This is a genomic window from Streptomyces hygroscopicus subsp. hygroscopicus (genome assembly GCF_001553455.1).
Taxonomy (GTDB): Bacteria; Actinomycetota; Actinomycetes; order Streptomycetales; family Streptomycetaceae; genus Streptomyces; species Streptomyces hygroscopicus.
The window spans coordinates 1-12,197 of the sequence record NZ_BBOX01000054.1; the positions used below are offsets into that span (position 1 = coordinate 1).

General features: G+C 70.1%; 8 protein-coding genes. 7 read left to right on the forward strand and 1 reads right to left on the reverse strand.

Features of this window, described 5'->3' with window-relative positions; all coding sequences use genetic code 11:
• Positions 1-698: 698 nt before the first annotated feature.
• The 7 genes from AXW62_RS07285 to argG all read left to right on the forward strand — a co-directional run bounded on the left by AXW62_RS07285 (position 699) and on the right by argG (position 10,563).
• On the forward strand, positions 699-1,697 hold the full coding sequence (locus AXW62_RS07285) for a LacI family DNA-binding transcriptional regulator (protein WP_174556360.1): 999 nt from the start codon (positions 699-701) through the stop codon (positions 1,695-1,697).
• A 259-nt stretch (positions 1,698-1,956) separates the two neighbouring features.
• Entirely contained in the window at positions 1,957-3,300 is a 1,344-nt protein-coding gene (locus AXW62_RS07290) for an ABC transporter substrate-binding protein (RefSeq protein WP_060943770.1), read from the forward strand.
• Positions 3,301-3,305: 5 nt separating this feature from the next.
• A complete protein-coding gene (locus tag AXW62_RS07295; RefSeq protein ID WP_060943771.1) occupies positions 3,306-4,262 on the forward strand; it encodes a carbohydrate ABC transporter permease in 957 nt (318 codons plus the stop codon).
• Complete coding sequence (locus AXW62_RS07300) at positions 4,259-5,134, forward strand: carbohydrate ABC transporter permease (RefSeq protein ID WP_030824314.1); 876 nt, start codon at positions 4,259-4,261, stop codon at positions 5,132-5,134. Before AXW62_RS07295 ends, AXW62_RS07300 begins: the two co-directional genes overlap by 4 nt.
• Before the next feature lie 30 nt (positions 5,135-5,164).
• Positions 5,165-6,763 carry a glycoside hydrolase family 13 protein gene (locus AXW62_RS07305; protein ID WP_060943772.1) on the forward strand — a complete coding sequence of 533 codons (1,599 nt, stop codon included), beginning with the start codon at positions 5,165-5,167 and terminating at the stop codon, positions 6,761-6,763.
• Between the two features lie 57 nt (positions 6,764-6,820).
• Positions 6,821-9,010, forward strand: coding sequence for a discoidin domain-containing protein (locus AXW62_RS07310; protein WP_060943773.1), 2,190 nt, complete (start codon positions 6,821-6,823; stop codon positions 9,008-9,010).
• A 107-nt stretch (positions 9,011-9,117) separates the two neighbouring features.
• The gene (gene argG / locus AXW62_RS07315; RefSeq protein ID WP_030824306.1) at positions 9,118-10,563 is read left to right on the forward strand and encodes an argininosuccinate synthase; all 1,446 of its coding nucleotides are present in this window, start codon (positions 9,118-9,120) and stop codon (positions 10,561-10,563) included.
• A gap of 128 nt (positions 10,564-10,691) precedes the next feature.
• On the opposite strand, the gene AXW62_RS07320 is transcribed toward argG, so the two are convergent.
• A partial coding sequence (locus AXW62_RS07320) for a glycoside hydrolase family 9 protein (RefSeq protein WP_060943774.1) occupies positions 10,692-12,197 on the reverse strand: 1,506 nt, incomplete at its 5' end.

Below are 12,197 nucleotides of genomic sequence, written 5' to 3' on the forward strand. Positions count from 1 at the left end.
CCCGGTACCACCCCGTGCCCGGACACCGTCCCGCCACGGGAACACCGTCCCCTCCCCCGGCACCACCCCGTCCTTGGGCACCACCCCGCCACCGGACACCGCCCCTCCCCCCCTCGTACCACCCCGTCCCCGGACACCACCCCGCCCTGGGACACGCACAGGAGGAGGACGGCGTTCGGCGTGTCCTCGATGGCCGACAGGTCCGGATACCGCTGGGCGGCAAACGAGGGTGAGTTGCCGACGTGCGCCTCCTCACCCGCCCGCCCGATCTGCGCACCGGCGGCCGCGCGGCGCTATCGGTCACCCCACCCATCTCACCGTCCGGGCGGCGGCGTCAGGGCGCGGGTGTCCATCGTCAGCCGCCCCGCCCCACGTGGGCACCCCCGTTCAGGACGAGCCGTCAGGAGGAAGGTCCCGTACCCGGGTTCAGGACCGTGTCCGCACCCAGGCGGTCCAGGACGGACGTACTGGCCCCTGCGCCGACCACACCGACCACCGACCACGCCGACCACGCCGACCACGCCGACCACGCCGACCACAAGGCATACGCGGCCGCCGGGCAGCCCAGTGCCGGGCGGACCTCAAGGCGGCCGTGGCGGTGACGCGGGCGGCCCGAGCCGGGGCGCCCGCCGAAGCCGGTTCCGTTCCGCACCCTCGTTACGCAAACGGCTTGCAATTCTTACGCTACTCTTGCGTGTATGACGCGACGACTTGCTGAAGTGGCGAAGAAGGTGGGTGTCAGCGAGGCCACGGTCAGCCGGGTGCTCAACAGCAAGCCCGGGGTCTCCGAAGCCACCCGGCAGGCCGTGCTGTCCGCGCTGGACGTCCTCGGCTATGAGCGGCCCACGCAGCTGCGGGGGGACCGCGCCCGGCTGGTGGGGCTGGTCCTGCCCGAGCTCCAGAACCCCATCTTCCCGGCGTTCGCCGAGGTCATCGGCGGAGCGCTGGCCCAACTGGGGCTGACTCCGGTGCTGTGCACCCAGACCAAGGGCGGGGTCTCCGAGGCCGATTACGTGGACCTGCTGCTGCAACAGCAGGTCTCCGGGGTGGTGTTCGCCGGCGGGCTGTTCGCGCAGGCCGACGCGGCGCACGAGCACTACCGGCTGCTCGCCCGGCGCAACATCCCGGTGGTGCTGCTCAACGCGGCCATCGAGCACCTCGGTTTCCCGGGCGTCTCCTGCGACGACGCCGTGGCCATGGAACAGGCGTGGCGGCATCTGGCCTCCCTCGGCCACGAGCGGATCGGACTCGTGCTCGGGCCCGGGGACCACATGCCGTCGGCGCGCAAGCTGGCCGCCGCGCGGGCGGTCGCCGGCGATCTGCCTGAGGAATTCGTGGCCCGGGCGATCTTCTCGATCGAGGGCGGCCACGCCGCGGCGTCCCGGCTGATCGACCGGGGGGTCACGGGCATCATCTGCGCCAGCGACCCGCTCGCCCTGGGGGCGATCCGGGCGGCGCGCCGCAAGGGGCTGGGCGTGCCGTCGCGGGTGTCGGTGGTCGGCTACGACGACTCCGCGTTCATGAACTGCACCGAGCCGCCGCTGACCACCGTCCGCCAGCCCATCGAGGCCATGGGCAGGGCGGCGGTGGAGCTGCTGAACACGCAGATCGGCGGGGTGTCCGTACCGGCCGAGGAGCTGCTGTTCGAGCCGGAGCTGGTGGTGCGCGGCTCCACCGCACAGGCGCCCCGGGACTGAAGGGCCGGGCCGCCGGAAGACAGCCGGGAGACAGCCGGAAGACAGCCGGAACGCACCCCGAAGAAGGCAGCCCAAGGGCAGTCTCGAGACGGCCGGAAGGACGACCGGCCAGATTTCTCAGAGCAGTTGAATAATTACAAAATATGCGCAACATCTTGCGGCTGGATGTCAACGGTGCTTGAGTGACGGCGCGCTCATGGCTGTGTGCACCCCGCCCGCGGCCATGGGCTTCCCTGCTCCTGTCCAGAGGGGTCCATCCATGAGAAGCACCGGGTTCAGCCGCACCCTCATCGCGCTCAGTGTCTGTTCCCTCGCCTTGACCGCGTGCGGCGGGTCGAACGACGACTCGGCGAGCGGAAAGACACGCATCACCGTCAACTGCATGCCGCCCAAGAGCGCCAAGGTCGACCGCAGGTTCTTCGAGGAGGACATCGCGTCCTTCGAGAAGCAGAACCCGGACATCGACGTCGTCGCGCACGACGCGTTCCCCTGCCAGGACCCGAAGACGTTCGACGCCAAGCTCTCCGGCGGCCAGATGGAGAACGTCTTCTACACCTACTTCACCGACGCCAAGCACGTCGTCGACATCAACCAGGCGGCCGACCTCACCCCGTACCTCAAGGAGCTGAAGAGCTACCGGACCATCCAGAAGCAGCTGCGCGACATCTACACCGTCGACGGCAAGGTCTACGGCATCCCGCGCACCGGCTACTCGATGGGCCTGATCTACAACCGCAAGCTCTTCGAGAAGGCCGGTCTCGACCCCGACAAGCCGCCGACGACCTGGAAGGAGGTCCGCGGCGCCGCGAAGAAGATCGCGGCGCTCGGCGGCGGCACCGTCGGCTACGCGGACTACAGCGCGCAGAACCAGGGCGGCTGGCACTTCACGGCGGAGCTCTACGCCCAGGGCGGCGAGGTCGTCAGCGCCGACGGCAAGAAGTCCACCATCGACACCCCCCAGGCCCGCGCGGTCCTGCGCAACCTGCACGACATGCGCTGGGTGGACGACTCGATGGGCAGCAAACAGCTCCTGATCATCAACGACGCCCAGCAGATGATGGGCGCCGGCAAGCTCGGCATGTACCTCGCCGCGCCCGACAACATCCCGATCCTGGTGAAGCAGAACGGCGGCAGTTACAAGGACCTCGCCATCGCCCCGATGCCCGGCGGCCAGGCCACGCTCATCGGCGGCGACGGCTACATGTTCCACAAGAAGGACTCGCCCGCCCAGATCCGGGCCGGCCTGAAGTGGCTCGACCACATGTTCCTCACCCCCGGCAAGGGGTTCCTCGGCGACTACGTGCGCGCCAAGAAGAACGACGCCCCGGTGGGCCTGCCCGAGCCGCGGCTGTTCACCGGCGCCGCCGACGCCAAGGACCAGCGGGTCAAGAAGGCCAACGCCAACGTCCCGGTGGAGAACTACGCGGCCTTCCTCGAAGGCAACCGGAAGCTGCGCTTGAAGATCGAGCCGCCGCACGCCCAGCAGATCTACTCCGTGCTGGACGGAGCCGTCTCCGCCGTCCTGACCAACAAGGACGCCGACATCGACAAGCTCCTCAAGGACGCCTCCGGCAAGATCGACAGCATCCTGGCCCGGGGCTGAGCCCGATGACCAAGACCGCTGCGCGCCCGCCCGCCGAGGCGATCGCGGTACGCCCGGTGCCGGCGCCGCCCCCGGCGGGGGGCCGGCGGCGGCGCCGCCTCGCCGACCAGGCCCGCGCCTACGGCTTCCTCCTGGGCGGCCTCGTCTGCTTCGCGCTGTTCTCCTGGTACCCGGCGATCCGCGCGGTGGTGATCGCCTTCCAGAAGTACACGCCCGGTTCCTCCCCCGAGTGGGTCGGCACGGACAACTTCACCCGGGTGCTGCACGATCCGGAGTTCACCGCGGCCTGGCGGAACACGCTCACCTTCACCGTGCTCGCCCTGCTCATCGGCTTCGCCATCCCGTTCCTGCTGGCCCTGGTCCTCAACGAACTCCGGCACGCCAAGGCGTTCTTCCGGGTCGTGGTCTATCTGCCGGTGATGATTCCGCCGGTGGTCAGCGCCCTGCTGTGGAAGTGGTTCTACGACCCCGGCGCCGGGCTGGCCAACGAGGCGCTGCGCTTCGCGCACCTGCCCACCTCCAACTGGTCCAACGGTGCCGACACCGCCCTGATATCCCTCGTCATCGTCGCCACCTGGGCCAATATGGGCGGCACCGTCCTGATCTACCTGGCGGCGCTGCAGTCCATTCCCGGTGAGCTGTACGAGGCGGCCGAACTGGACGGGGCCGGACTGCTGCAGCGCATCCGGCACGTCACCATCCCCCAGACCCGTTTCGTCATCCTCATGCTGATGCTGCTCCAGATCATCGCGACGATGCAGGTCTTCACCGAACCGTTCGTGATCACCGGCGGCGGTCCGGAGAACGCCACGGTCACCGTCCTCTACCTCATCTACAAGTACGCCTTCCTCTACAACGACTTCGGCGGCGCCTGTGCGCTGAGCGTGATGCTGCTCGTGCTGCTCGGCGCCTTCTCCACCCTCTATCTGCGGCTGACCCGCTCCGGGGAGGACGACGCATGAGTACCCGGACCCTCGTCTCCCCCGCCACGCTGGCCCGCCCCCGCGGCCGGGCCGTCTACTGGACGGTCTTCGGCGCCGTGGTGGTGCTGTTCGCGCTCGCCTTCCTCTTCCCCGTCTACTGGATGGTGTCCGGGGCGATGAAGTCGCCGGACGAGGTGGCGCGGACCCCGCCCACGCTCGTTCCCGAGCAGTGGCACCTGAGCGGCTACACCGATGCCTGGGACCTCATGCAGCTCCCGCAGCACCTGTGGAACACGGTGGTCCAGGCGGCCGGCGCCTGGGTGTTCCAGCTGGTCTTCTGCACGGCCGCCGCCTACGCCCTGTCCAAGCTGAAACCCGCCTTCGGCAAGGTGATCCTCGGCGGCATCCTGGCCACGCTGATGGTCCCGGCCCAGGCGCTGGTCGTGCCCAAGTACCTGACCGTCGCCGACCTGCCGCTGATCCACACCAGCCTGCTCAACGACCCGCTGGCGATCTGGCTGCCCGCGGTCGCCAACGCCTTCAACCTCTACCTCCTCAAGCGGTTCTTCGATCAGCTCCCGCGTGACGTCCTGGAGGCCGCCGAGATCGACGGCGCCGGAAAGCTGCGCACCCTGTGGTCGATCGTGCTGCCCATGTCACGTCCGGTGCTCGGGGTCGTGTCGATCTTCGCACTGGTCGCCGTGTGGCAGGACTTCCTGTGGCCGCTGATGGTCTTCTCCGACACCGGCAAGCAGCCGATCAGCGTGGCGCTCGTCCAGCTGTCGCAGAACATCCAGCTGACCGTGCTCATCGCCGCGATGGTCATCGCCAGCATTCCGATGGTCGCGCTGTTCCTCGTCTTCCAGCGGCACATCATCGCCGGGATCAGCGCGGGCAGCACGAAGGGCTGACACCGTCCCCCCGACAGAAAGGCACCCACCGTGGCACAGCCCACCCCTGCCCGGACACACCACGACTGGTGGCGCTCCGCCGTCATCTATCAGGTGTACGTGCGCAGCTTCGCCGACGGGGACGGCGACGGCACCGGCGACCTCGCGGGCGTCCGGGCCAGGCTGCCGTACCTCGCCGAACTCGGCGTCGACGCACTGTGGTTCAGCCCCTGGTACCAGTCGCCCATGAAGGACGGCGGCTATGACGTCGCCGACTACCGTGCCATCGACCCCGCCTTCGGCACCCTGGCCGAGGCGGAGAAGCTCATCGCCGAGGCCCAGCAGCTGGGCATCCGCACCATCGTCGACATCGTGCCGAACCACGTCTCCGACCAGCACCCCTGGTGGCGCGCCGCCCTCGCCGGCGGGCCCGAGCGGGAGCTGTTCCACTTCCGTCCGGGCCGCGGCGACCACGGTGAGCTGCCGCCCAACGGCTGGCGGTCGGAGTTCGGCGGCCCGGCGTGGACCCGGCTGCCCGACGGCGACTGGTACCTGCACCTGTTCGCCCCCGAGCAGCCCGACCTCAACTGGGCCCATCCGGCCGTCCGCCAGGAGCACGAGGAGATCCTGCGCTTCTGGTTCGAGCGGGGGGTCGCGGGCGTCCGCATCGACTCGGCCGCCCTCCTGGTCAAGGACCCCCGGCTGCCCGACTTCGTCGAGGGCCGCGATCCGCATCCGTACGTCGACCGCGACGAGCTGCACGAGGTCTACCGCTCCTGGCGCGCGGTGGCCGACGAGTACGGCGGTGTCTTCGTCGGTGAGGTGTGGCTGCCCGACAGCGAGCGCTTCGCCCGCTACCTGCGCCCCGACGAGCTGCACACCGCCTTCAACTTCTCCTTCCTGGCCTGCCCCTGGGACGCCGGGCGGCTGCGCGCCTCGATCGACGAGACGCTCGCCGAACACGCCCCCGTGGGCGCGCCCGCCACCTGGGTGCTGTGCAACCACGACGTGACCCGCACGGTCACCCGCTACGGACGCGAGGACACCGGTTTCGACTTCGCCACCAAGGTCTTCGGCACCCCCACCGATCTCGCCCTGGGCACCCGGCGGGCCCGGGCCGCGGCCCTGCTGTCGCTGGCCCTGCCCGGCGCGGTCTACGTCTACCAGGGGGAGGAGCTGGGCCTGCCCGAGGCCGACATCCCCCGTGACCGCATCCAGGACCCGATGCACTTCCGCTCCGGCGGCACCGACCCGGGCCGCGACGGCTGCCGGGTGCCGCTGCCGTGGGCGGCGAAGGCGCCGTACGCGGGTTTCGGTTCGCACCAGGAGCCGTGGCTGCCGCAGCCCGCGCACTGGCCGGGGTACGCGGCCGACCTCCAGGCGGACGACCCGGGCTCGATGCTCACCCTCTACCGCGAGGCGATCCGCATCCGCCGTGACACGCCCGGGTTCGGCGACGGGCCGCTGACCTGGCTGCCCTCGCCCGAGGGTGTGCTCGCCTTCGCCCGTGGCGACGGCCTGGTCTGCGTGGTCAACCTGGCCGACACCCCCACCGAGCTGGACGGCCACTCCCGGATCCTGCTCACCAGCGGCCCGTTGGACGATCAGGGCCGCCTCCCGCGGGACACCGCGGTCTGGCTGCTCGGCTGAGCCGCCGCCACCGCACCGCGCTCCATCTCCCTCCCCCCACCACGAAGGGATCAGCACATGCACAGCAGTACCTCATCGGCATCCGTCAGGCGCTTGCCGGCGATCGGGGCGACCGTGGCCCTGGCGGCCGGCATGCTGGTCACCCTGACCCCCGCCGCCGCACACGCGGCGGCGGGCGCGGCCCTCCCGTTCGCCTCCGTCGAGGCGGAGTCGGCCACCACCACGGGTACGAAGATCGGACCCGACGTCACCCAGGGCACACTGGCCTCCGAGGCATCCGGCCGCCAGGCCGTCCGTCTCGCCGCCGGCCAGCGCGTCGAGTTCAGCGCGCCCCGCGCGGCCAACGCCGTGAACGTCGCCTACAGCGTGCCCGACGGCCAGTCGGGCACGCTCGACGTCTACGTCAACGGCACCAAGCTCTCCAAGAGCATCGCGGTCACATCCAAGTACTCGTACGTGGACACCAGCTGGATCACGGGCTCGAAGACCCACCACTTCTACGACAACGCCCGGCTGCTGCTGGGCCAGAACGTGGGGGCCGGCGACAAGGTCGCCTTCGAGGCGAAGAACACCCAGGTCACCGTGGATGTGGCCGACTTCGAGCAGGTCGACGCGGCCGCCGGCCAGCCCGCCGGGTCGGTCTCCGTCACCGCCAAGGGCGCCGACCCCACCGGACAGGGCGATTCCACCCAGGCGTTCCGGGACGCCATCGCCGCCGCCCAGGGCGGAGTGGTCTGGATCCCGCCGGGTGACTACAAGCTGACCTCCTCGCTGAACGGTGTGCAGAACGTCACCCTGCAGGGCGCCGGCAGCTGGCACACCACCGTGCACACCTCGCGCTTCATCGACCAGAGCAGTTCCTCGGGCAAGGTCCACATCAAGGACTTCGCGGTCATCGGCGAGGTCACCGAGCGCGTCGACTCCAACCCCGACAACTTCGTCAACGGTTCGCTCGGTCCGGACTCCAGCGTGTCCGGCATGTGGCTGCAGCACCTGAAGGTCGGCCTGTGGCTGACGGGCAACAACGACAACCTCGTGGTCGAGAACAACCGCATCCTGGACACCACCGCCGACGGCCTGAACCTCAACGGCTCCGCCAAGAACGTCCGCGTCCGCGGCAACTTCCTGCGCAACCAGGGCGACGACGCGCTCGCCATGTGGTCGCTGAACTCGCCGGACATCAACAGCAGCTTCGAGAACAACACCATCTCGCAGCCGAACCTCGCCAACGGCATAGCGATCTACGGCGGCACGGACATCTCGGTCAAGAACAACCTGATCTCCGACACCAACGCGCTCGGCAGCGGTATCGCCATCTCCAACCAGAAGTTCCTGGATCCGTTCCACCCGCTGTCCGGCACGATCACCGTCGACGGCAACACGCTCGTCCGCGCGGGCGCCATGAACCCCAACTGGAACCACCCGATGGGCGCGCTGCGCGTCGACTCCTACAACAGCGCGATCGACGCCACCGTCAACATCACCGACACCACCATCAAGGACAGCCCGTACAGCGCGTTCGAGTTCGTCTCCGGCGGCGGGAAGGGCTACCCGGTCAAGAACGTCACGGTGAAGGGCGCGACCGTGACCAACCCCGGAACGGTGGTGGTGCAGGCCGAGGCGCCGGGGGCGGCGAAGTTCAGCGACGTCACGGCCTCCAGCGTCGGCGCGGCGGGCGTCTACAACTGCCCCTTCCCGACCGACTCGGGCACCTTCGAGGTCACCGACGGCGGCGGCAACTCCGGCTGGAGCAGTTCCTGGCCGGACTGCTCCACCTGGCCCGAGCCCGGCAAGGGCAGCCCGGAGCCCGACCCGGGCCGCAACCTCGCCAAGGGCCGTCCGGCCACCGCGACCGGCTCGCAGGACGTCTACACCCCCGGCAAGGCGGTCGACGGCGACGCCACCACCTACTGGGAGTCCGCCAACAACGCGTTTCCGCAGGCCCTGACCGTCGACCTCGGCTCCAGCCAGGCCGTCCGCCGGCTGGTGCTGAAGCTGCCGCCGTCCTCGGCGTGGGGCGCCCGCACCCAGACGCTGTCCGTGCTGGGCAGCGCCGACGGCTCGGCCTCGTCGTACTCCACGGTGGTCGGCTCCCAGGGCTACCGCTTCGACCCGGCGACCGGCAACACCGTCACCGTCACCCTGCCCGGCAACACCTCCGTGCGCTACCTGAGGCTCAACGTCACCGGGAACACGGGCTGGCCGGCGGCCCAGATCGGTGAGGTGGAGGCCTACCTCACCTCGTGACACTCCCCGCTGCCCCGGCGCCCGTCACCCCGGCCACCGACGGGCGCCGGCCACCGGGTGCCACCAGGGGGCTTGCATGATCATGCGTGACACTGCATAATCCTGCTGTGTCCAAAGTTCTCACCTCCCTCCCTGTCGGCCAACGCGTCGGGATCGCCTTCTCCGGTGGCCTCGACACCTCGGTAGCGGTCGCGTGGATGCGCGACAAGGGCGCGGTGCCCTGCACCTACACCGCCGACATCGGCCAGTACGACGAGCCCGACATCGCCTCGGTCCCCGGGCGCGCCACGACGTACGGCGCGGAGGTCGCCCGCCTGGTCGACTGCCGGGCGGCCCTGGTGGAGGAAGGGCTCGCGGCCCTGGCCTGCGGGGCGTTCCACATCCGCTCCGGTGGCCGCAGCTACTTCAACACCACCCCGCTCGGGCGTGCGGTCACCGGCACCCTGCTGGTGCGCGCCATGCTCGAGGACGATGTGCAGATCTGGGGCGACGGCTCCACCTTCAAGGGCAATGACATCGAGCGGTTCTACCGCTACGGCCTGCTGGCCAACCCCTCCCTGCGGATCTACAAGCCGTGGCTGGACGCCGACTTCGTCAGCGAGCTGGGCGGCCGCAAGGAGATGTCGGAGTGGCTGCTCGCCCACGGCCTGCCCTACCGGGACAGCACGGAGAAGGCGTACTCCACCGACGCCAACATCTGGGGCGCCACCCACGAGGCCAAGTCGCTCGAGCACCTCGACACGGGCATCGAGATCGTCGAGCCGATCATGGGCGTACGGTTCTGGGACCCGGCGGTCGAGATAGCGGCCGAGGACGTCACCATCGGCTTCGAGCAGGGCCGGCCGGTGACGATCAACGGCAAGGAGTTCGCCTCCGCCGTCGATCTGGTGCTGGAGGCCAACGCCATCGGCGGCCGGCACGGCATGGGCATGTCGGACCAGATCGAGAACCGGGTCATCGAGGCCAAGAGCCGGGGCATCTACGAGGCACCCGGCATGGCGCTGCTGCACGCGGCGTACGAGCGCCTGGTCAACGCGATCCACAACGAGGACACCCTCGCCACCTACCACACCGAGGGCCGGCGGCTCGGCCGGCTGATGTACGAGGGCCGCTGGCTGGACCCGCAGGCGCTGATGGTGCGCGAGTCGCTGCAGCGCTGGGTCGGCGCGGCGATCACCGGTGAGGTGACGCTGCGGCTGCGGCGCGGCGAGGACTACTCCATCCTGGACACCTCCGGACCGGCGTTCAGCTACCACCCGGACAAGCTGTCGATGGAGCGGACCGAGGACTCCGCCTTCGGGCCGGTGGACCGGATCGGCCAGCTGACCATGCGCAACCTGGACATCGCCGACTCCCGCGCCAAGCTGGAGCAGTACGCCGGGCTCGGCATGGTCGGCAACGCGCACCCGGCGCTGATCGGCGCCGCGCAGGCGGCCTCGACCGGGCTGATCGGCGCGATGCCCCAGGGCGCCTCCGAGGCGATCGCCTCGGACGGGAAGGTGTCCGAGGACAAGCTGCTCGACCGTGCCGCGATGGAGTTCGGCGCCGACTGATCTCCCGGGGCCCCGTCCCCGCCGTAGGAAGGCCGGTCCCCGGGCGACTGCCCGGGGACCGGTTTTCCGGTTTCCAGGTTTTCCTGTCGGACCAGCGCCCCGGCGCCGCACCGTCCGTGCCTCCCGGATCAGCTCACGGACTGGTCCGTCGAGCCGTTGCCCAGATCGTCCAGGTACGCGGCGATCCAGGCCAGCGGCGCGTTCCAGTTGATGGTGATCTCGTTGGTGGAGAACGCCATGAGGTCGTCGGTGTAGCACATCGCCGGGGCGCAGCCCTTCAGCTTCTTCTTCGCCACCGGATCCTGCAGCCCGGAGTTCGGGCCGCCCGCCAGCGATCCGGGCGGCGGATGCGGCAGCCGGTGGTCACGCTGGTGCGCCCAGAAGCGGTGGTGCTGGTTGTGCGCGTTCCGTTCGCCGTACCCGGTGACATAGGACTGGTTGAGCGGGTTCTCGCCCAGCACGTAGTCCATGCCGCAGAGCACCGCGCCGAGATAGCGGGGCTTGCCCGTCAGGTCGTGCGCGGTGGCGAGCACGATCATGTTGTTCAGCACCTGGCTGTTGGAGCCCCACTCGTACGCGCCGCCCTTCGGCGCGTACGGGACGCCGTAGGCCGATCCGGCGGAGTCCGAGGCGTAGCGGTCGGCGGCCTTCGTCACCATCGCGCGCACGTCCGCGCGCCGCTCGGCGGTGAGCTTGTTGGGGACGGTGGCCAGGTCGAGCGCTCCGAGGCCGGCGACCTGCGACCAGGACATACCGCCGCCGCGCGGGAAGAGCGCGGCCACGTCGTGGTGCAGCGGCGAGCCGAGCACCGCCTTGGCGTAGGCGTGATCACCGGTGGTGATGAACAGCTCGGCCGCGGCCCAGTAGAACTCGTCGCCGACGTTCCGGTCGCCGTAGGCGCCGCCGCCCGTGGAGTCCTTGTCGCTGGCGTACATCGTCGGGTGGGCCTTGGCAGCGTCCCAGGCGGTCCGGGCCGCGTGCAGGCAGCGGGCGGCGAAGTCCGGGTCGTAGGGCCGCCAGAGACGGGCGCTCTGCGCGGCGGCGGCCGCCAGGTTGAGCGTGGCCGCGGTGGACGGCTTGTGCAGCTCGCGCTGTTGGGTGTCCTGGTCGGGCCGGGTGGGGATTCCGGTCCACTGCTTGTCGTGCACCTTGTGGAACGCCATGCCGGCGAGCGGCTTGCCCTGGGGCACCTGCATGCGCAGCAGGAACTCCATCTCCCAGCGGGCCTCGTCCAGGATGTCCGGCACGCCGTTGCCGCGCTCGGGCACCCGGAGCCGGCCGTCGCCCAGCGGCGCGGCGTCGGCGCCCTTGGTGGTGCGGGTGCGCTCGTAGGCGGACATCAGCTGGGCCACCGAGATACCGCCGTTGACGACGTACTTGCCCTGGTCACCGGCGTCGTACCAGCCGCCGGAGACATTCCGGCGGTAGTCGCACACCCCCCTGACGCACGGGACGTCGGTGTCGCCCCGGTGCGCGGCGGTCCTGTCATGGCCCGCGGGACGGGCGTACTGGCGTCCCACGAGCTTCGCGTCGATCTTGATGCCGCTGCGGTTGTGGTAGAAGTACGCCAGCGCGTCGTCGCGCAGCGAGCCGTAGAGGTGGTCACCGATGGTGAACGGCTCGCTCTTCTCCCC

Excerpts from the sequence above, each read along its gene's own strand:
- AXW62_RS07285 (WP_174556360.1), top strand. The coding sequence starts at position 699 with ATGACGCGACGACTTGCTGAAGTGGCGAAGAAGGTGGGTGTCAGCGAG.
- AXW62_RS07290 (WP_060943770.1), top strand. The coding sequence starts at position 1,957 with ATGAGAAGCACCGGGTTCAGCCGCACCCTCATCGCGCTCAGTGTCTGT.
- AXW62_RS07295 (WP_060943771.1), top strand. The coding sequence starts at position 3,306 with ATGACCAAGACCGCTGCGCGCCCGCCCGCCGAGGCGATCGCGGTACGC.
- AXW62_RS07300 (WP_030824314.1), top strand. The coding sequence starts at position 4,259 with ATGAGTACCCGGACCCTCGTCTCCCCCGCCACGCTGGCCCGCCCCCGC.
- AXW62_RS07310 (WP_060943773.1), top strand. The coding sequence starts at position 6,821 with ATGCACAGCAGTACCTCATCGGCATCCGTCAGGCGCTTGCCGGCGATC.